Source organism: Streptomyces sp. H39-S7, from assembly GCF_027158205.1.
Classification (GTDB): domain Bacteria; phylum Actinomycetota; class Actinomycetes; order Streptomycetales; family Streptomycetaceae; genus Actinacidiphila.
Genome location: NZ_JAPVLU010000092.1, coordinates 1 through 20,194, shown reverse-complemented (window position 1 = coordinate 20,194; position 20,194 = coordinate 1). Strand labels below are relative to the sequence as shown.

15 protein-coding genes and 2 pseudogenes are annotated in these 20,194 nt (G+C 69.8%); 5 read left to right on the top strand and 12 right to left on the bottom strand.

Annotation, left to right across the window (positions count from 1 at the left end; genetic code table 11):
- From O3X23_RS42130 to O3X23_RS42100, 7 genes and pseudogenes are all read right to left on the bottom strand, one after another.
- A pseudogene (locus O3X23_RS42130) lies at positions 1–405 on the bottom strand (sugar phosphate isomerase/epimerase family protein); the annotation flags it as partial.
- Positions 406–578: 173 nt separating this feature from the next.
- Complete coding sequence (locus tag O3X23_RS42125; RefSeq protein WP_269280037.1) at positions 579–2,003, bottom strand: polysaccharide lyase 6 family protein; 1,425 nt, start codon at positions 2,001–2,003, stop codon at positions 579–581.
- 32 nt (positions 2,004–2,035) lie between these two features.
- Complete coding sequence (locus O3X23_RS42120; RefSeq protein ID WP_269280035.1) at positions 2,036–3,469, bottom strand: polysaccharide lyase 6 family protein; 1,434 nt, start codon at positions 3,467–3,469, stop codon at positions 2,036–2,038.
- Positions 3,470–3,517: 48 nt separating this feature from the next.
- A complete protein-coding gene (locus O3X23_RS42115; RefSeq protein WP_269280031.1) occupies positions 3,518–4,885 on the bottom strand; it encodes an alpha-L-fucosidase in 1,368 nt (455 codons plus the stop codon).
- Between the two features lie 142 nt (positions 4,886–5,027).
- Positions 5,028–5,894 carry a carbohydrate ABC transporter permease gene (locus tag O3X23_RS42110; protein ID WP_269280029.1) on the bottom strand — a complete coding sequence of 289 codons (867 nt, stop codon included), beginning with the start codon at positions 5,892–5,894 and terminating at the stop codon, positions 5,028–5,030.
- On the bottom strand, positions 5,891–6,862 hold the full coding sequence (locus O3X23_RS42105; RefSeq protein WP_269280025.1) for a carbohydrate ABC transporter permease: 972 nt from the start codon (positions 6,860–6,862) through the stop codon (positions 5,891–5,893). Before O3X23_RS42105 ends, O3X23_RS42110 begins: the two co-directional genes overlap by 4 nt.
- Positions 6,859–8,187 carry a sugar ABC transporter substrate-binding protein gene (locus tag O3X23_RS42100; RefSeq protein WP_269280022.1) on the bottom strand — a complete coding sequence of 443 codons (1,329 nt, stop codon included), beginning with the start codon at positions 8,185–8,187 and terminating at the stop codon, positions 6,859–6,861. The genes O3X23_RS42105 and O3X23_RS42100 overlap by 4 nt, the downstream gene beginning before the upstream one ends.
- Positions 8,188–8,672: 485 nt before the next feature.
- On the opposite strand from O3X23_RS42100, the gene O3X23_RS42095 reads away from it, so the two are divergent.
- The gene (locus tag O3X23_RS42095; RefSeq protein WP_269280019.1) at positions 8,673–9,683 is read left to right on the top strand and encodes a hydroxyacid dehydrogenase; all 1,011 of its coding nucleotides are present in this window, start codon (positions 8,673–8,675) and stop codon (positions 9,681–9,683) included.
- A gap of 657 nt (positions 9,684–10,340) precedes the next feature.
- On the opposite strand, the gene O3X23_RS42090 is transcribed toward O3X23_RS42095, so the two are convergent.
- On the bottom strand, positions 10,341–11,867 hold the full coding sequence (locus tag O3X23_RS42090) for a glycoside hydrolase family 43 protein (RefSeq protein WP_269280017.1): 1,527 nt from the start codon (positions 11,865–11,867) through the stop codon (positions 10,341–10,343).
- Between the two features lie 623 nt (positions 11,868–12,490).
- Between O3X23_RS42090 and O3X23_RS42085 the strand changes: the two genes are divergently transcribed.
- On the top strand, positions 12,491–13,216 hold the full coding sequence (locus O3X23_RS42085; RefSeq protein WP_269280015.1) for a PIG-L deacetylase family protein: 726 nt from the start codon (positions 12,491–12,493) through the stop codon (positions 13,214–13,216).
- Positions 13,217–13,354: 138 nt separating this feature from the next.
- On the opposite strand, the gene O3X23_RS42080 is transcribed toward O3X23_RS42085, so the two are convergent.
- Together O3X23_RS42080 and O3X23_RS42075 are read right to left on the bottom strand one after the other, a co-directional pair.
- A complete protein-coding gene (locus O3X23_RS42080) occupies positions 13,355–14,707 on the bottom strand; it encodes an ankyrin repeat domain-containing protein (RefSeq protein ID WP_331284016.1) in 1,353 nt (450 codons plus the stop codon).
- 459 nt (positions 14,708–15,166) lie between these two features.
- The gene (locus O3X23_RS42075; RefSeq protein ID WP_269280010.1) at positions 15,167–16,114 is read right to left on the bottom strand and encodes a beta-ketoacyl-ACP synthase III; all 948 of its coding nucleotides are present in this window, start codon (positions 16,112–16,114) and stop codon (positions 15,167–15,169) included.
- A 113-nt stretch (positions 16,115–16,227) separates the two neighbouring features.
- On the opposite strand from O3X23_RS42075, the gene O3X23_RS42070 reads away from it, so the two are divergent.
- Positions 16,228–16,833, top strand: a complete 606-nt coding sequence (locus tag O3X23_RS42070; RefSeq protein ID WP_269280008.1) for a TetR/AcrR family transcriptional regulator — start codon at positions 16,228–16,230, stop codon at positions 16,831–16,833.
- 40 nt (positions 16,834–16,873) lie between these two features.
- Here the strand turns inward: O3X23_RS42070 and O3X23_RS42065 are convergent, their stop codons facing one another.
- The gene (locus tag O3X23_RS42065; protein ID WP_269280041.1) at positions 16,874–17,866 is read right to left on the bottom strand and encodes a WD40 repeat domain-containing protein; all 993 of its coding nucleotides are present in this window, start codon (positions 17,864–17,866) and stop codon (positions 16,874–16,876) included.
- Positions 17,853–18,722, bottom strand: a complete 870-nt coding sequence (locus O3X23_RS42060) for a TetR/AcrR family transcriptional regulator C-terminal domain-containing protein (RefSeq protein WP_269280005.1) — start codon at positions 18,720–18,722, stop codon at positions 17,853–17,855. Before O3X23_RS42060 ends, O3X23_RS42065 begins: the two co-directional genes overlap by 14 nt.
- A gap of 91 nt (positions 18,723–18,813) precedes the next feature.
- Here O3X23_RS42060 and O3X23_RS42055 point away from each other — a divergent pair.
- A pseudogene (locus O3X23_RS42055) lies at positions 18,814–19,701 on the top strand (FAD-dependent monooxygenase); the annotation flags it as partial.
- A gap of 37 nt (positions 19,702–19,738) precedes the next feature.
- The coding region (locus tag O3X23_RS42050; protein WP_443048143.1) for an aromatic-ring hydroxylase C-terminal domain-containing protein at positions 19,739–20,194 on the top strand (456 nt) is incomplete at its 3' end.

Genomic DNA, 20,194 nt, shown 5'->3' with positions numbered 1-20,194 from the left:
GGGTGATGACGACCAGCCGTGCGGACAGCTTCCGCGCGGTGCCCCGAGCAGAACCGCGGCCCGGGCGACCGCGGGGAACGCGGCCAGCTCGGCGGAGGTGGCGCGAAAGTACGAACCGTACGAGCAGCAGGTCAGTCCGTAGTGGTCGGAGACCTCGCGGACCGCGCGGACCATGGCGGGCTCCCCCGCGGGCGCGTGCACGTCCGCTCCCCACTCGATCACCTCCAGGCCCGCGTCAGCCGCGCGTCGCGCGACCTCGGCGGCGGGCAGCCGGCGGAAGGTCACCGAGCACAGGCCGAGCCTGGTCCGCCCGCCGTCCGCGCCGCGGTCCGTCCCGGTGTCCGGCCCGGCCGGCGGGCGGAGCGGGGGGCGATCCGCCGCGGTCCGTCTGCTCTCCTCGGTCATGGCACTGCCTTCCTGAGGTCGGACAGCGGCTGGCTATCGATTCTCATGCTTCTGTCTGGTGCGGAGGTGTGGTGCGGTCCGCCGGGAGGGGGGCCGGGCGGACCGGTTCTGTGGGCCGGCCGGTCGGGTGGACTGGCCGGTCAGGCGGGCGGTGCCCCGTCACCGTTGCTCGCTCAGGCGGCGTTCGGGCCCACGTCCGCGGCGGTGAGAGGGTGCCGGAGGGCGGCCGCGGTCGCGTACTCGTCGGCACCGATGTCCCGTACGCTGCCGCGCTGGTCCCCGTCGATGTCGTCGGCCACAACCGTGCTGCCCGTGGCGGCGCCGATCGCCGGGCTGCTCGCCGTCAGCCGCAGAACACCGTCGGCGCCCTGACTGAGCCGGGGGTCGGCCCGGGTGAAGCCTCCGGAGGGAATGTTGCCGTTGGCGGCCGCCCCCCACAGCAGGTTGCTCTGCCAGGTGAAACCGGAGGTGGCTCCCATCGCGACGAGGCTGCCGGAGTCGCCGACCAGCAGGTTGTCCGCGATGGTCACACCCTGCGGCTCGTACGCCCGCGTCTCACCCGACAGCGTGCCAACGTTGTTGATCAGAGAGTTGTGCGCGATCACCGCGCGGTCGCAGGCGTCGTTGCCCCGCCGCTGAGCCTCCGTCTCCCCTGCGGTGTGATCCCGGGTGGTGCCGCTGCCGACCACCAGGGCCCGGCCGGACAGCCCGCTGAGGTAGTTGTTGACGATCACATGGTCGTTGCCGTAGACGCGCACCCCGTCTGTCCCGCCGATCAGGTGGTTGCCCTCCACCCGGCTGCGGTTGCCGTGCCGCAGCACGATGCCGCCGCGGCTGTCGCGGATGGTGTTGTACCGCACGGTGTTCTCCGAGGACTTCACGGAAATGGCCTCGGGGTCACCGTTGCAGCGCTCGAAGAGGTTGTACTCCACATAGGCGCCGGCAGCGGACAAGGCCCGGCCGCTGACACCGAGGCGGATGGGCTCCCCGCCGTTGTCCCCGGCGAAGCTGTGGTCGGAGAAGTGGTTGCGGAAGATGCGCAGGTTCTGAGCCATGGCCGTCGAGCCGGGCCCGTCGACGACGAGGAAGATGCCCGCGGTGGTCTTGTTGTGGAAATGGTTACGGTCGATCTTCGAGTCGTCCGCCCGCACGACGACCCAGTACGGATCGCCGGTGTCCGCGAACTGGAAGTCGTTGCGGGTCAGCCGGATCGCCGAGCAGTCCGCCGGGATCTCCAGCGTGGTGCTCTGCCGGAACGCGAAGCCGCTGATGATGATGTTGCTCGAATTGCTGAGCACGAAGCCGCGCGCGCCCCGCAGCACCACACCGCCACGGGTCTTGGACACGATGGTGATGGGCGCGGCACCCGTGCCGTTCTTGCCGGAGATGTTGATCCCGCCGCCCGCCGGGACCGTGTAGGTGCCGTCGGCGACGACGATCCGGTCACCCGGTGCCGCGCCGTTGATCGCGCTCTGCAGCGCTGCGAGGGAGGCGACGGGGATGTCGGCCGCCGATGCGCTGCCCGACAGCGCGGCGGCGACGGGTACAGCGGCCAGGGCGGCCAGGGCCGTGCTTCTGAGGAACGTGCGTCGTTGCATGGTGCCTCCTGTGTCGAGGTGGGCGGGTGCGCTCAGCCGGCGTGGGGACCGACGTCGGCCGGGGTCAGGGGTCCGCGCCGCGGCGCCCGGCGGGAGTACTCGTCGGCGCCCACATCCCGGGCCCTGCCGCGGGGCTGTCCGTCGATGTCGTGGGTCACGCGCGGCCACCGCAGCGTGCCCGCGTCGATCGCCGGGCTGCCGGCGGCCGGGCGGGCGATGCCGTGCGGGTCCGCCACCAGTTTCGGGTCGACACGGGTGCCGCCACCGGCGGGGATGTTGCCGTCGGCGGCGGCACCCCACAGGAGATTGCCCGACCAGGTGAAGCGCACGGTGTTCGCCATCGCGACCAGTTGGCCCGTGTCCGCGACGAGCAGGTTGTCGGCGACGGTGACGTCCCGCGGCTCGTGCGGGCGCTGGCTCTCCCCGGAGAGCGTGCCGCCGTTGTTCAGCAGGGTGTTGTACGCAATGAGAATCCGGTCGGGGGCGTCGTTGCCGCGGCGCGCCTCGGGAGTCTCGCCGGGGAGGTGATCGCGCTCCGAACCGCTGCCGATCACCAGGGCGCGCCCGGACAGGCCGGCGAGGTAGTTGTTGACGATCACATGGTCGTTGCCGTAGATCCGCACGCCTTCCGTGCCGTCGACAAGGTGGTTGGCCTCCACCCGGTTGCGGTTGCCGTGCCGCAGGACGATCCCTCCGAAACTGTCGCGGATGGTGTTGTACCGGATGGTGTTGTCCGAGGTCTTCACCGAGATCGCCTCGGGGTCCCCGTTGGCGCGCTCGAACAGGTTGTACTCCACGACCGCGTGGGCACTGGACAGGGCCCGGGGGCTGACGCCGAGCCGGATCGGTTCGCCGCCGTTGGAGCCGGGGAAGGTGTGATCGGAGAAGTAGTTGCGGTAAACGTGGACGCGCTGGGCCATCTCCTCCGTGCCCGCGCCCTCGATGCCGAGGTAGATGCCGAGCGTGCTCTTGCCGTGGAAGTGGTTGTGGTCGACCGTGCTGTCGTCCGCGCGCACCATCACCCAGTGCAGGCCCTCGATGTCGGCCAGTTGGAAGTCGTTGCGGGTGAGCCTGATGTACGAGCAGTCCGGGGGGATGTCCAGGGTGCTGCTCTGCCGGAAGGAGAAGCCGCTGAGGGCGATGTGGCTGGACGCTTCGAGGACGAAGCTGTGCGCGCCTTCCAGAATGACGCCGCCGCGCGTGCGGGCAACGATGGTGATGGGCGCGCGCCTGGTGCCCTGCTTGTTCCGAACGGTGAGCGGGCGGTCCGGTGGGACGGTGTAGGTCCCGTCGGCCACGACGATCCGGTCACCGGGTCGTGCCCGGTCGATCGCGGCCTGCAGCTCGTCCAGCGTGCGGACGGCCGTCGGGGCCGTGTTCGCGCTGGCGGTCAGCGGTCCGCCGGCAGGGGCGACGGCCAGCGCCGCCCCTACCGCGGTGCCCATGAGGAACGTGCGGCGTTGCATGGTGCCTCCGTGAGGGTGTGGTGGACGGACGGGTGTTCCGGCGGGCGATCAGCCGGCGGCCAGGGCTGTGTCCCCGGCGTTTTGGGTGGCCTGGGCGTCCAGGAACAGTTCGATGACGGGGACGGGGGTGTCGGGGCGCCTGACCGGGAGCTGGAGCGTAAGCGTTCCGGCAGGCTGTCCGCCCATCTCGGTGTTGACCGCGGGCCGGTCCGGGTCGATGTGGACCGGGATGATCTCGGACGCGTCGTTGAGCAGCTGTGCGTAGCGCACCCGGCCGGCCAGGCCGGGCAGGTGCAGGTGGCGCAGCGGCCAGGCGAACAGGTGGACGTAGAGCCGGTCGCCGCGCTGGGTGTACCGGCATTCGGCGGGGGCGGTGTAGGAGGAGGGGCCGCAGCCGCGGATCGACCGCTCGTGCAGCTGCGTCCACCGGCCGATCTCCTCGAGGACCGCGCTGTCGCGCGGGTCGAGAGCGCCGCGGCCGGTGGGCCCCACGTTGAGCAGCAGGTTGCCGCCCTTGGACACCCCGTCGACGAGCATGCGGATCAGCAGGTCGGGGCTCTTGTGGTCCAGGTTGTCCCGGTCGTAGCCCCAGCTGCCGTTGAGCGTCTGGCAGGCTTCCCACAGCACGGGTTGCCCGTTGTCGGTCATGGGACCGGACGGCTGGTACTGCTCAGGGGTGACGAAGTCCCCGGGAAGGCCGGTCCGGTCGTTGACGAGGACGTGCGGCTGCAGTTCGCGAATCGTCCGCAGGAGCTGCGGGGAATCCCAGTCGTCGGGCCCCTTCCCTCCCCACCAGGTGCGCCCGGCGTACGAGAAGTCGAAGAACAGGTAGTCGACGCGTCCGAACGAGGTCAGCAGTTCGCGGACCTGGCCGTGCAGGTAGCGCTGGTAGTCGCGGACGTCCCGCTCGGTGTTGGATGCCTTGAACGCCTCGTCGTCGCGCTGCGGATGGGTGCCGTCCACGGGGAAGGACGGATGGTGCCAGTCGATCAGTGAGTAGTAGAGGCCGACCTTGAGCCCTTCGGCGCGGCAGGCCTCGACGAACGGCCCCACCAGGTCACGGCCGTGCGGGGTGTTGGTGACCTTGTACTCGGTGAGAGCGCTGTCCCACAGGCAGAAGCCGTCGTGGTGCTTGGTGGTGAGGACGACGTACCGCATGCCCGCCGCCTTGGCCGCCCTGGCCCACTGGGCGGGGTCGTAGCGGTCGGGGTCGAAGTGGTCGAAGTACACCTGGTACTGCTCGTCGGTCAGCCGCTCACGGTTCTTGACCCACTCGTGCCGTGCGGCGAGGGAGTACAGACCCCAGTGGACGAACATGCCGAACCGGGCGACGGTGAACCAGTCCGTCTCCGGACCTCCCTCGGGAGCCGGGGTCGCGGACAGGTGCGCCCGCGGGATGTCAGCGCTCGGAGTCATGGGGGATCGCTCTTTCTCATCGGCGTCGGCGTTGGCGTCGGTGGCTTTTCGGCGCGCGTCAGGACTGGTCGTACGGGACGGGGGCGGGGCGGGGCCGACCGGTCAGCGGGGCCGTCGGCAGGGCGGCGGGTCGGTCGGCGGGTCAGCCCTTGAGCGCCCCGGAGGACAGACCGCTGACGAAGGACCGCTGGAAGAACAGGAAGACGATCACCGAGGGCAGCAGGGCCAGCAGCGAGGCGGCCATCACCACTCCGGGGGTGACGGACGGGTCGATCCGCAGGGTCCGCAGCGCCAGCGGCAGCGTGTACGAGGACGAGTCGGTGGAGACCAGCAGGGGCAGCAGGTACTGGTCCCAGATCATGGTGAAGCCGAAGACCCCGATGACGCCGAGGGCGGGCTTGCACATCGGCAGAATGATCTGGGCGAAGATCCGCAGGTCTCCGGCGCCGTCGATCCGGGCGGCCTCTTCGAGTTCGCGCGGCACGTCCTTCATGAACTCGGTCATCACCAGGATGGAGAATCCCCAGGCACCCAGTGGGACGATCATTCCGGCGAGGGTGCCGATGAGGTTGAAGTGGACGACCGGGAGGTCGGAGAGGATGACGGACAGCGGGAGGGCCAGGATCTCCTCGGGCAGCATCAGCGTCGCCAGGATGGCGACGAGCGCCAGCGTCATTCCGGGGAAGACCTTCCTGGCCAGCGCGTATCCGGCCAGGACGGAGACGGCCACCTGGAGCAGCAGTCCGAAGCCGACCACGAAGAACGAGTTCAGCAGGTACTTGAGCACCCCCTGGTCGAAGGCGATCCGGAAGTTGTCCAACGTGAAGCCCTTGGGCACGACGCTCAGCTGCGTCGGGTCCTTGACATGGCCGAAGGCGCCGACGAGCAGGGCCAGCAGCGGACCCGCGAACACGGTCAGGACCAGTAGGTAGATGACGGCCTTCAGGATCCGTCCGCCGACGCTCCGGCTCTCGGTCAGGCCCAGCGCGGTCTCGGTCGGCGCACTCACTTGCTCTCCCTCCGCCGCAGCAGTTGGACGACAATGGTCAGGATCAGCGTCGCGACGAACAGCAGGACCGCTCCCGCCGCGCCGACGCCGAGTCGGTTCTGCTCGAGCCCGAGCTTGTAGATGAGGGTCATGACGACCTCGGTGGAGCCGTTGGGGCCCCCGTTGGTCAGCAGGAACACCTCGGTGAACACCCGCAGTCCGCGAATCGCGGCGAGGATGAACAGGATCGAGAACACCGAACGCAGGCCGGGCACCGTCACGTACCGCACTCGCTGCCACCGGGAGGCGCCGTCTACCTTCGCCGCCTCGTACAGTCCGCGGTCCACACTCGTCAGACCGGCGAGGAAGATCATCATGTCGTAGGGGGCTCCCCGCCAGACGCCCGTGAGCATGATGGATGCCATCGAGGTGTCGGGGTCGTTGATGAACCCCGACGGGCCCAGTCCCACCACACCGAGCACGGAGTTGAGCATGCCGTCCCCGGTCGGGTGGTACATGATCCGCCACAGTTCGGCGACGACCGCGATCGGCACCACCACCGGAAGGAACGCCGCGGAGCGCACGAATCCCAGTCGACGGCTCTGCCCCTCCATCAGCAGTGCCAGGGCGAAGCCGAGCGACATCGAGCCGACGGTCTCTCCGACGGCGAGGACGACCGTGTGCCACGCGGCCTCGCGGAATCCGCTGGACTGCAGCACCGTGGCGTAGTTCTCGGTGCCGACCCACCTGTTGCCCAGGTAGGGCTGAACGTCCTGGAAGGACATGGTCAGTGCGCTGGCCATGGGTATGAACTTGAAGTACAGGAACAGGAGCAGCGCCGGGGCGAGGAACAGCCAGGGCGTCCACCACCGGCCCGATCTGCGGCCGCGCCCCCGGCGACCGGCGGTCCCGCCCGTCCGGCGGCCGGCTTCGCGGGGGGCGGAGCCGGCCGCCGGACGGGCGGCCGATTCCGCCTGGTCGAGGCTCATGACGCGGCGATCCCCTGCTCCTTGAGGATGTCGGCGAGCTGCTTGTCGAGCGCACCCAACTTGGCGTTGATGTCCAGGCCGCAGTCCGCCATCAGTGCGTTCACCGCGTCGGCTGTCACCTGCCGCACCGGCGTCCAGTTCGGGATGGAGGGCGCGTACCGGCCGGAGTCCCGGTACGCCTGGGCGTAGGTCTTCCAGCGAGGGTCGGGGCGGATCTGGGAGATGTCCACGGCGGTGTTGACGGGAAGTTGCACGGTGTAGCCGGTGGCGCCCTCCATCCCCTTCTTCTGACCGTCGACGGACACCGCGAAGCTGGCGAAGGCGTCCTGGCCGGCCTGGTTGTCGGAGCCGGCCATCAGGTAGACGGAGCCGCCCTCGGCGAGGACGGTGGCGTCCTTCGGCCCCTTGGGCATCGGCACGACCTCGTACTTGTCCTTGCCGAGGGACTTGTCGAAGCGGGGCAGCAGGTACGGGCCGACGACGAACATGCCGGCTCGGCCCGACTCGAACGTCTCGTTCGTCGGCGGGGTGTCCATGGTCACGGCGCCGGGCTGGATGGCCTTGGACTTGCACCCCAGGTCGCGGAACCACTGCATGGCCTGCACCGAGGCCTTGGTGGTCATCGCCGGCTTGTACTTGCCCTTCCCTGCCTCGGTGATGAAGTCGCCGCCCGCGGCCCAGAGGAAGTTGGAGAAGTACCAGGAGGCGTACCCGCGCTTGGTGGACAGCGGGGCGGCGAGCCCGGCGGTGTTGTTCTTGCCGTCGCCGTCGGGGTCCTGGGTGGTGAAGGCCGTGGCCATCGCGGCGAAGTCGTCCCAGTTCCGCGGGATGTCGAGCTTCAGCTTCTCGCGCCAGTCCTTGCGGATCAGCAGCGCGGACGCCTGCGCGGAAAACGGCAGCCCGTACTGCTTGCCGTCCAGGCTCTTCCCGGACTCCAGCCCCTGGCCGATGATCTGCTTGCTGTCCTTGATCTTGCCCAGGTCGATCTCGCGGAGCAGACCCTGGCTGTGCATGGTCCCGAGCTGCGTCACGTCGTTCATGACGATGTCGGGGAGCTTCTTCTGGGCGGCCCGCTGCTGCAGTTTGGTCTCGAAGTCGTCGAAGATGGCCGTGACCTTGACCTGGTAACCCGTCGCCTTCTCGAAGGCGGCGGCAAGCTGTAGTGCGCCCTTCTCCCCCGGCCCGCCAGGCGTCGTCCTGGTCCAGAGCTCGAGAGGCGCCTTGGAGTCCTGCTTGGCATCCACTCCCGCAGGCCCGGATGTACAGCTGGTGAGGATCAGTACCGAGGCGAGAGCCCCCGCACCGATCCATCGCGATCTCTGCATGACAACTCCTGTATTTCCGCCGCATCACAGTGGCCTGGAAAGCGCTTTCTGGGACCGTAACCGGGTCCGAATCAAGGGTCAATAGTCCGATGAATACAGAAGGTTTCAACCGACCAACGAGAGCGCTCATCCGGCGGACTCCTACACCTCCCCCACTCGATGCGTCAGGCAGGAAGAATGATCCAGTACCCAAATATCGCGTCTTACAGGTGCAATTTGCGCGTTCGTGCGAGCGGCCGGGCACTTCGAAGGCGCGTTGCACCCTCCGCAACAGCCGCCCGCGCAGTGAAGATCTGACATCCGAGGTAGCGCCGATGACATTCCAGTGATCCGATGTATGGTTCCTGCGAGCTACGGGTCAGACAACGAACATGCCGCACCAATACGCGACATCAAGTAAGACGCTTACCACCACATCCGAGCAGGGACCGCCGACCGTCCGGCCGCGGATCCAGCACCGGACAGCCCGAGGAGACCAACCCGACATGAACGAACCGGCCACCGCACCGACCGCCCTGTTGGTCATGGAGGAAGAACGCCGGGACGACGTCTACCCGCCCGAAGTCCTGGCCGAGATCGGCCGGCTCGTGCAGTGGCAGGGACCGCCCCTCACCCGGCAGGAGCTCGACGCGGACCCCGACGTGCTGCGGACCGTCGACCTGCTGCTCACCGGCTGGGGTGCACCCGTCCTCGATGGCGCCCTCCTGTCGCGTGCCCCTCGACTGCGGGCCGTTCTCGTCGCGGCGGGATCCGTCCGGCACCTGACTACACCCGCGTTCTGGGAGCGCGACATCCCGATCGTCTCCGCCGCCGCGGCCAATGCCGTTCCGGTCGCGGAGTTCACCCTCGCCCATGTCCTCCTCGGACTGAAACAGGCCCACCGCATCGAGCGGGAGGTGGCACACAGCCACCGTTTCCCCACCGATCCCGACGTCCCGGGCGCCTACCGTTCACGGGTGGGCCTGTTGGGACTCGGGCACATCGGCCAACTCGTCGCCGCCCACCTCGCCCGCTTCGACGTCGAGGTCCTCGCCACGGATCCCGTCGCCTCCACGGACACCGCCCAGCGCGCGGGAGTTCGGCTGATCTCCATCGAGGAACTCTTCGCCACCTGTCACGTCGTCAGCCTCCATGCCCCGCTCCTGCCCGAGACCCGCGGCTCGATCGGGGCACAGCTGCTGAACTCCATGGGGCCGGGCACGACACTGATCAACACCGCGCGGGGCGCGCTGATCGACGAGACCGCCGCCGCGCGGGTCCTGCACGCCAGACCCGACCTCACCGCCGTACTCGACGTAACACACCCCGAGCCCCCGGCCCATGACTCACCACTGTTCACCCTTCCCAACGTCGTCCTGACACCGCACCTGGGCGGCGCCATGGGCGCCGAACGCCACCGCCTCGGACAACTGGTGCTCGACGAACTCCGCCGCCTCACCCAGAACCAGCCGCTCCAGCACGCCATCGACCCCGCCCGCGCCGCCTCACTGGCCTGACACCGCCGGGCGCCAAGAGGCCCTGCCGACAGGGCTCTCCTCCTCGAGAACCGACGAGCGGCGATGTCACGCAAGGTCATGCTGTACCGCATGCCCGGGTCCGGGCAAGCCTGATCGACACCTGATTCCACCAGCGCACAGCCACGGGCATCACGTAAGCGAAACGTGAGTGAGACGTTAGCGACGGCTGCCAGACTTCAAGGTTGGCCCGCACCACTGGGCCCCGAATATCCGCTCTGCGGACGCGTCGGACCGCGCCACTGCCGTGAGCGAAGCAGTCGCCCATGAGCCCGAGCGGACTCACGAGCGACTTCGGCGCGCCCGCCCGCACATCCCCGGCGCCCCCGCCCCGCCAGGCCCGACCGGCCGCGGCAGATCCCAGCCGTGCACTTAATGTCGGGAATGTCTCACTCGGAGTAGTGCTGAAGTCGCTTGACGTGAAGAAGTCCCTCGCCCGCGGCGCCGTCGTCACCGTGCTGTCACGCGCCACCACCAGGCCTCGCCATCGGGCGGGAAGCCGTGCCCTGCCCCGTTCCACAGGCAGGGCACGGCTGTGACAGGGGCCCGACGCACTCTCGCCCATCGCGGGCGGTCCCGCGAGGAGACCCCGTCGCCTCACATGACCTCGGTGGCAGGCGCAAGCCGCATGACGCTTGGTCAGCCGCTTGCGGGTTGGTATTCGCACCAGTCGATATGGACGGTTCCCGCCGCCGCGTACACGCCGAGGACGCGTCCGGTGAAACCGCCGGCGACCTCGGTGGACAGGTAGCGGCCATCAAGGCAGGCGAGAACGACGAAGCCCTCCGCCGGGTGCTCGAACCCGAGGGTGACGGTATCGGGGCCGGTGCGGGCATCGCGCAGGGCCCGCGTCTCGGTGATCTCGGTGCGCAGTACCAGAGGTCCCGGGGGCCGCGGCTGCGCGGCGAGCACAGTCCGCAGCGGCCCGATCCTGGCGACGGCCCGCACTTCCCGCGCGTCGGCCTCGACCGTGTAGTGGTGCTCCTCGTCGAGCCGGACCGCCAGGCCACCGCGGCCTGCCGCCGGGTCGAACAGGACCCGCATCCCGCACGACGGGTCGGTCTGCCGGCGCCCAAGGAAAACCGCGTCCGTAGCGTCCAGACCGTCGCCGCGGGCGTGCAGGGTGAGCCAGCCGGGCCGTTCCGTGGTCGAGAAGTGCCGGGGGGAGCGGTCCCGCAGGGAGATCCAGTGCGGCCGGAGCTCACTGAGGTCGGCCAGGTCGAAGTCGTCGCGGGCCGGGACGGCCGGCACGGGCTCCAAGGGCCACGGCAGCGCAGTTAGCGTCAGGGACAGTTCGCCGACGACGGGCCACTCGGCCTGCCAAGCCACCGGCACGAGGAAGGTCTCCCGGCCCAGAACGTGCCAGCCGGGGGTGCCGCCTGCGGGCCGGACGCCCAGCAGCAGCATCCACCACGAGCCGTCGGGACCTTGCACCAGGTCTGCGTGGCCGGTGTTCTGGATGGGGTGGTCCGTGCTGCGATGGGTCAGGATCGGGTTGACCGGGCACGGCTCGAACGGTCCTTCGGGCGTGCGGGCACGGGCGACGGAGATGCCGTGGCCGCGTTCGGTGCCGCCCTCGGCGATGAGCAGGTACCAGTACGCACCGATCCGGTAGAGGTGCGGCGCCTCGGGGGCCTTGGCGCCGGGTGTGCCGGACCAGATCTGTCGCGTCGGGCTGAGGGCCTTGCCCGTGGCCGGGTCGAGGCGCCGTTGGGAGACCCCGGCGACAGTGCACCAGCAGGTGCCGTCCTCGTCCCAGGCCAGGTCGGGGTCGATGCCCGGGACATCGGGCGCGAAGACCGGCGCCGACCAGGGCCCTGCCGGGTCGGCGGCGGTGACGATCAGATTGCCGTCCCCGCTGACATTGGTGACGATCAGCCAGAAGAGGCCCTCGTGGTGGCGGAGGGTGGGGGCGTAGACGCCGCCCGAGGAGCGCGAGTCGAGGGGGATGTTCAATTGCTCGGGGCGGTCCAGGGCGTTGCCGATCTGGGTCCAGTGCACCAGGTCGCGGCTGTGGAAGAGGGGGACGCCCGGGTAGTACTCGAAGCTGGAGCAGGCCAGGTAGTAGTCGTCACCCACCCTGCACACGCTGGGATCGGGATGGAATCCCGCCAGGACGGGATTGGCGCGGACGGTGGGTGCGGCTTGTGGTGCAGAGGTTGGCATGCAGCAAGTCCTCCGAGAGGCGACTGGGTTGTTCGCGGTCAGATCCGGCGGAGTACCGCGACTCCGCCCGGGGGAATTGCTGCATCGAGCTACCGGTCGGGCCGGGACAGCTCCGCCAAGGCACAACGACCGGCCGGTCCGGCCGGCCTGCATGCCCAAAGGCCTCGAAGTGCTCGAAGGCGCGTAGTTGGCGCCGCTGGTCTCCGCATCCTCCCATCGTTGAAGCGCTTCGACTAAGGGGTGAGACTAACGATGCGTTACCGATCCGACAAGGGGCCGTACGAAGCGACATCCGGCGAGGTCGATCCCCGAGAAGGGTTCACCAATCACCCTTCTACACAGGTCAAATCGCTCCGACAGCCATGTTGGGGGCCTGACTTCCGGCACCCGCGCCGAACCCGAGGAGGTCTCGACATGACCGTTGACCCGCCGACGCTGACCCTGCCGCTTTCGAAGCGCTTCGCTCCCAGTTGCCGTTGATCACCTGGTAACACACCGGTGGGGGTGCGGACCGGTGTGCCCAAGGGCAGGGTCAGGACCTGCGTCGCATCACCGCGCGGCGTTTTCGCGGCGCCTCGGCTTGTGCGACTCAGATCGACCGGGCAGACGTTAACGTGGCGGGCATGACGGATCAGCTGACACCTATGCCCGACGACTGGCAGCGTGCTCTCGCCATCGTCGCCCATCCCGACGACCTGGAGTATGGGGCCGCAGCGGCGATCGCCCAGTGGACCGAAGCCGGACGGGAGGTCACCTATCTGCTGGTCACCCGTGGCGAGGCCGGGATCGACGGCCTCGAACCGAAGGAGTCGGCCCGGGTGCGCGAGGCCGAACAGCGGTCCAGCGCGGCCGTGGTGGGCGTGACGGCGGTGGAATTCCTCGACCACGCCGACGGCGTCATCCAGGACGGCCTGGAGCTGCGCCGCGACCTGGCCGCCGCGATCCGCCGACACCGGCCCGAGCTGCTCATCACGCTCAACCACCACGACACGTGGGGCGGCACGGCCTGGAATTCCCCCGACCACCGAATCGTCGGCCGGGCCACACTCGACGCGGCGGGCGACGCGGGCAACCGCTGGATCTTCCCTGACCTGCCGGACGCGCCGTGGGACGGCGTGCGATGGGTGGCCGTGGCCGGGTCCCCCCAGGCCACGCACGCGGTGGAGGCCACGGCTTCGGGAGCGGAGCGGGCGGTGACGTCACTGGCGGAGCACCGGGCGTACATCACGGCACTGTCCGACAAGTCCCCTACGGAGTATGCCCGTTCCTTCCTCCAAGGCATGCTCGACATGGCCGCCCCGCGCTTCGGGGGCGTCCCCGCGGTGACCTTCCAGGTCTACCCCCGCTGAAGCTGAGGTGCGTCGCGGACCGCGTCGCTGTCGCCGCGGCGCACACTCCCACCGCACCGGCGGCGCGAACGCCTCATCGGGCCACGCCCAGGGCCGGCCCGGTTGGCGAGTTGCCGGCTTCCCGGCCGACCTTCGGCGTCAGGTTGCGGGGTCGGCGGCGGAAGGGTGATCGCGGTTCCACTTCCAACTCCACAAAGCCGACAGCCGGTGGTCGTCCTCGAAGCCGGGGCGGGAGAGCGCGCCGAGCCGTTCGATCGCGTCGCCCGTGCGCGGGTCGTCCCGCCGCAGCAGACCATAAGCAGCGTTGAGCCGTGTGAGGAAGTCCTCCTCGTCGAGCAGGTCCAAGAGGGCGTCGGCGACCGCTGCCGGGCAGGCCGCGCCGTCCGCGACGGCCTGCGCGATACCGCTCCGCACCTCGGCCACCGGATCCCGCAACAGTCCGACGACCGCCTCCGTGAACGCGGAGCTGCCGTCGTTCTCGCTGACGAGTACCGCGCCGGCTTGGACGCGCACTCCCCAGTCCTCGTCCCCGGCGAGTACCAGCAGGGCGGTCCGGGCCGTCGCCACAAGGGGAGGGTGCGGGGTGGCCCACCCGCGCAGGAGATCGGGAACGCGGGCGCGGACGCGCGGGTCCGGATGACTGCGGTACAGCAGCCCCACAACCCGCAACTCCTGGTAATCCGTCTCGCTCAGAACCCACAGCACCTCGGCGAGGACGCCGGGGTCGTCCTCGCCGTCGCTGATCCAGGCGACGAGCAGTTCCGCCGTCTCCTCCTCGTAGGAGTTCCGGCGACTCGACGACCAGACCAAGTATGCGAAGAGGACGTCAAGGACGAAACGACGGCGCTCCGGATCCGGGTCGTGGCGGAACACCGTGACCGCTGACCAGGTCTCCTGACTGCGGCGTTCGCTGAGGACCCACCGGGCGGACCGCCAATCGACATGGTCCGGGTCGTGCTGCGCCACGGCCCTGGAGATCAGCGCGTCCACCGGCGTCAGGATGCGGAACGCCCATTCGAGGTCGGTGAGGATCGCACCGTGCCCGGCGCGGACCGTATGGCCCCCGAGCGTCAGCTGGGTCACATGGTGGTAGTCGGTGTCCATCACCTGGGCCCGGTGGACGGGGCCCGACCTGCCTGTCCGGCTTCGGAGTTCGTCCTCCGCGCCCCGTTGGTACCAGTGCCGGGCCAGGGCGAGCAGGTGTTCCCGTTCGGCCTCCGGGAGGCGCAGCCGGGGTTCTCGGCCCAGCACGGATGCCACCACCGCGGGAGAGCCGCCGTCGATGGCCCGTATCAGTGGAGTCGTTCCGTCCGGCAGCGGCTGGCCCGCGTCCGCGCCGCCGTCGACCAGCGCTCGTGCGACGGTGGCGTCGTAGGCGGCGATCGCGAGGCACAGTGCCGGCAAGCCGTCGTCCTTGACGGTGTCCGGGGCGGCTCTCGCCTCCAGCAATGTGGTCACGGCCTGTGCGTCCCCCCGCCGGACCGCCGCCATGAGTTCCGTGTCATCCAACGTCTGCCGCCCCCATCGTCTCCTGCGTGGCGAGCCCGAGCAGCAATCCACCAACGGGTGGTGCAGGCCGCCTCGCCGGCCGGCTCCTGCCAACCGGATGGATCCGTTTCACCCCGTTGCGGCTGTAGCAGCCCGGGCCCAGAGGTCCCTGACAAGGCTTCTCATCCTACGGCCAGGCCTCCTCCCCACCCGTGATCGCACAGGACCGGGGGCATGACGACAGGCCTCAGGGGGTCAGAACGACGCGCTGCCCGGGAGTCGAGCGGGCATGGTCCATGCCCGCTCGACCTCCGGCAGGGGCACGTCCGTGGCGTGGACCGCGAAGGTGTCGGAGGTGCTCTCAGCGGCGATGGAGGGGAGTTCGGCGAGGATGCCGGCGGTCGGCGTGCAGTGGCGGTGCCGGTGGTCGACCCGAGCACCCGGCGGGGCAAAGTTCCTTCGTCAGGGGCAGGTGACGACTTGGGCTGCCCAGGACAGGCCTCCGCCAAAGCCGAGCAGTAGCACCGGGGCTCCTTGGGGGATCTGGCGGTCCTCGACGAGCTTGGACAGGGCGAGCGGGATCGAAGCCGCCGAGGTGTTGCCGGACGTCGTGACGTCGCGGGCCACGACGGCCTGCGGGGCGCCCAGTTGACGGGCGAGCGAGTCGATGATCCGCAGGTTTGCCTGATGCGTGACGATGCCGCCCAGGTCCGCGGGGGTAAGCCCGGCACGATGGCAGGCCTCGACGGCGATGGGGACGAGTTGGGTGGTGGCCCAGCGAAAGACAGTCTGGCCGTTCTGTTGAAAACGCGGTTGCCAGGCGTCCTGGAGGCGGACGGCGTCGCTGCGGGTGGGGTCGGAGCCCCAGACGACGGGTCCGATACCAGCGCCGGCGTGGGCGCTGACGACAGCGGCACCCGCGCCGTCACCCAGCAGCACGCAGGTGGTGCGGTCGGTCCAGTCCGTCAGGTCGGACATCTTCTCAGCGCCGATGATCAGTGCGTGGCGCGAGGCACCGGCACGCAGGGAGTGGTCGGCAGTGGCGAGGGCCGTGGTGAATCCGGCGCAGGCGTTGTTCAGGTCGTAGGCGGCGGCCGCGGGGATGCCGAGGCGGCCGGCGGTCTGCGCGGCGATGCTGGGGCAGCGGTCGATGGCGCTGGAGGTGGCGACGATGACCAGCCCGATGTCGGCGGGGTCGAGCCCTGCGGCGGCGAGCGCTTTGCCGCCCGCCGCAGTGGCCAGGTCGGTGACCGATTCCTCCCGGGCGATGTGGCGGGTCTCGATGCCGGTGCGCTGCCGAATCCACTCATCGCTGGTGTCGACGAGGTGGGCGAGGTCGTGGTTGGTCAGAACGTCGCCCGGCTGGTAGTGACCCAGGGCGGCGATACGGCTTCCGGCTTCGTCCGGCATGACTGGCTCCTCGGCTCGACGTCCGGCCCGGGGCGGGCCGTAGGCAACGCCGACAATATAGCGACCGATCGGTCGGACGCTAAATTTGCCTCAATGGTCGATAGGATGGGGCCATGAGCCCCAGGAAGTCGGCCGCCGAGGCGCACCGCACCCGCGAACGCATCGTCGAGCGCAGCGTCGCGGTGGCCTCGGTCGAGGGACTGCAGGGCCTGACGATCGGTCGACTCGCCACCGATCTGGGCATCAGCAAGTCGGGCCTACTGGGCCATTTCGGCACCAAAGAGATCTTGCAGTTGGCCGCGCTGCGCCACGCCTCCGAGGTCTTCTCCCGGGCGGTCTGGGAACCAGCTTCCGATACGGAGCCGGGGCTCGCGCGGCTGCGCGCGGTGTGCGAGGCGTGGACGACGTATCTGGACCGCGAACGCGTCACGTTCCCTGGCGGCTGCCTCTTCACCACCTCCGCGGTGGAGTTCGACGCCCGCACGCCCGGTCGCGTACGCGATGCCGTGGTCAAACTGCACCAGGTTTGGCGGCACCGGCTCTTGGGCGACATTCGCCACGCGGTGGTGTCCGGCGAGCTGCCGCCCGCCACCGACCCGGACCAACTCGTCTTCGAACTGACCGGGATCTTCCTCAGCCTCAACCACACCGTGCAACTCTTCGGCGATACCACGGCCCCTGATCGCACCCGCAGAGCAGTGGAACGACTCCTGGGGTGAGCGGACTTCATTCGTCGACGTTGCGGGGGCGTGCACGCGCTCAGCGGGCCGGAAGATCGATGATTGCGACGCCTTCCGGCTGAGCGACGGCCAGCCGGGAACCGTCGGGGTGCAGGGCCACGACAGGCGTCGGGATGTGGGTGACCCCGTAGCTGCCCTCCCTCTGGGAAACCTCCACGTCGGGCCACTCATCCACCACGGCGCCCGTCGCGAGGTCGACCAGCCGTGGGTGCCCGTGGAGGGCGACGACCGTGTCGCCCCGGGCGATCAGCGTGCCGAGGGTGAAGTCGACGGCGCTTCGACCGAGCCACCGGCCTTCCGCCAGCGACCACACACCCAACTGCCGGCGTTCCTTGCCGTCGTGGGCCCCGAACACCGCTGTCGCGATGGCCAGCCGGTCCCCGTCGAGCCAACAGACGGAGACCACCTCGTCCTCGATGCCCCCGTCGGTGGGAAGCACGCCGCGGCCGTCGAGCACGGCTGAGTCCGTCAGCGCGGCGTCCAGGTCGAACACTTCGACGATCCCGTACGGATGCCACAACCAGCCGGCCGACAGCAGGTGCCTCCCATCCGGACTCACCGCCAACCGGGAGTGGAAGACGTCCCGGGGGTGGCGCTCACCGCGGGTGAGCCGTTCGCCCGTCTCCAGGTCCTCGATCTCCAGGACGCCGTACTGCTCCGGGCCGTGCACCAGGACCTCGCGGCCGTCCCGCAACATTCCGACCGCCACGGGATAGTCGAAGTCCTCGGGGATCTCGTCATCGCGCTCCAGCTCGCGGATCAGCTGATCGCCTTCGAGCACCAGCGCCTCGGTGCCGCGCTCGGCGTAGACGACGGTGAAGCGGCCGGACGGGGAGACGAGACCCCGGTCGAACGGGAAGTCATGGATGAATGAGGAGGGACGCTCCACGCCGTCGGCCCCCCACCGGCGCCCGCCGCCCACCACATCGAGCAGCTCGTCACCGTCCCACACCAGCGACTCGACCTCAGCCGTAGCCTCCAGAAAACGCCAACGCGGCTCACCCGTGTTCATCACACCCAAGACCGTACGAGCCCGACCGCCCCGCACCAACCTGTTTTCCGGCAACGGCGGCCTGCCGCCGGGCAGCTCCTCCCGGCGCGGGAGTTGCCCGGGCGGGCGGTTCGTCCGAGCGGTAGCGCAGCAGCTGCACGGTGCGGATCACGCGGCCGGCTGTGGCGTTCTCCTGCCCTGGCGGCGCATCGACTGCGGTCGACGGTGACTCCGCACGGCCGCCGGCCCCCGACTGCTGGTGGATGGTGCGCAGCCCGGTCAGCATGATGGTGAGGCTGTAGCGGAAGTCGTCCTCCGGGGTGCTGCCGGAGGCGTGACGTTCACTCAGGGCCCGCGCCAGGGTAGGGAACGGGAACTGCTCGCTGGAGGCTGCCGCGCGTTCGGCGGCCGGAGCGGGCCGGGACTGCTCCTCGACGGTGCGGCCGATGACGAAGTGCACCAGTGCGCCTGCCGCGCGCGAGGCGTCGCCCAGACCGAAGCCCACCTCGTGCAGGACCTCGGTGGTGCGCTCGATGAACGCGCCCAGCGCGAGGGCACGGGTGACGTCGGCGCCAAGTGCGACGCGAGCGCCGTCCCGGTGGGCGAGCAGGCCGTGCCGCAGCGAATCGAGGGCCTGCTCGAGCCACTGCCACCACGGCTGTGACGACGTCGGCCGGCCCAGACCCGTGGCGGCCCGGGTGAGCATGACGTCGGTCATCAGGTCCAGCAGCGCCCGCTTGCCCTCGAAGTGCCAATACAACGCGGGCGCCTTGACGCCGAGTTCGGACGCCACGCGGCGCACGGTCAGCTTGTCCAGTCCCTGGTCGTCCAGCAGCCGCAGCGCCGTCCTCGCCGCCTCTTCCTTGTCGATCGCCATGCGCTCCGACCTCCTCTCCCCTTGACACCTTAACAAGTTAAGGACACGGTGGGCGATGGATGCAGCCTTAACAAGTTAAGGAGATGGTTCTGTGGACGTCGACGTGATCGTGGTCGGAGCCGGACCTGTCGGCCTGCTGCTCGCCGCCGAGCTGCGTCTGGCCGGCGCCACGCCGCTGGTCGTGGAGCGACTGGCCCAGCCCTCCAGCCAGCGCAAGGCTCGGGGGGTGGGACCCCTGGCCTTCGAGGCGCTGCAGCGGCGGGGCCTGGGCGAGCGGCTGGCCGCGCACCAGCCGCAGGCGGGTGCCGACAAGGCGAAGGAGCACGGCAGCACGAAGGACCACTTCGCCTGGATCCACAAGATCGACCCTTTCCTGCAGGAGGAGCCCGACCGCCGCGGCGTCCTGATCTGGCAGCCGGACCTGGAAGCCGTGCTCGGCGAGTACGCCGGCGCGCTCCAAGTTCCTGTCCGTCGTGAACACGACGTCGTCGCAATCGCCCAGGACGATCAGGGCGTCACCGCGACCGTCCGCACTCCCGTCGGCGAGCGGAAGATCAAGGCGGCCTACCTGGTGGGCTGCGACGGTGGGCGCAGCACCGTGCGCACTCTGGGCCGGTTCGCATTCCCCGGTACGCCTCCCCTCATGACCGCCCGCCAGGCCCGGGTCGAGCTCAGCGATCCGCAGCGGCTTCCGCCCTCGGGCCGGACCGCGACCGGCATGCTGATCCACGCACCGGGTGTCATCGGCACCTTCGACTTCGGCGACGGACCCGAGGACCGCCAGGGACCCGTCACCTGCGAGGAGTTGCAGGCCAGTGTGCGGCGCGTGGCGGGCACCGACGTGACCATCACGCGGTTGAGGGACGCGCTGCGGTTCACCGACAACGCCCGCCAGGCCGCCACTTACCGTCAGGGCCGGGTCCTGCTCGCCGGCGACGCCGCGCATGTCCACTCACCCAACGGAGGCCAAGGCCTGAACCTCGGCCTGATGGACGCGGTCAACCTCGGCTGGAAACTTGCCGCGCAGGTGCGGGGCCCAAGCGCCGGCAGGCCTGCTCGACAGCTACACCACCGAACGGCATCCGGTGGCCGCCGCCGTGCTGCACAACACCCGCGCGCAGTCGGCCCTGATGCTGCCTGGTCCACACACCGACGCGCTACGCGACATCGTCTCCGACCTGATGGACATCCAGGACGTCAACCGCCACTTCGGCCGGATGCTGTCCGGGCTGGCGGCCCGATACTCCCTGCCCTACGCGACTCCGGACGCCCACCCCCTGGTCGGCTCGCACTGCCCCGACCTCGAACTGGCCGCTGCCACCCCGGCCGAGGGGTCCCGCACCGCGCGGCTTAGCCAGTTCACCCGCGCAGGCCGGGCCGTGCTTCTGGCGCCCAGCGGCAGTCCCGCGCTCGTTGCTGCCGCCGGCTGGCGAGATCGGTTGGAGGTCGCCGAGGCCACGTCGGTCGATCAC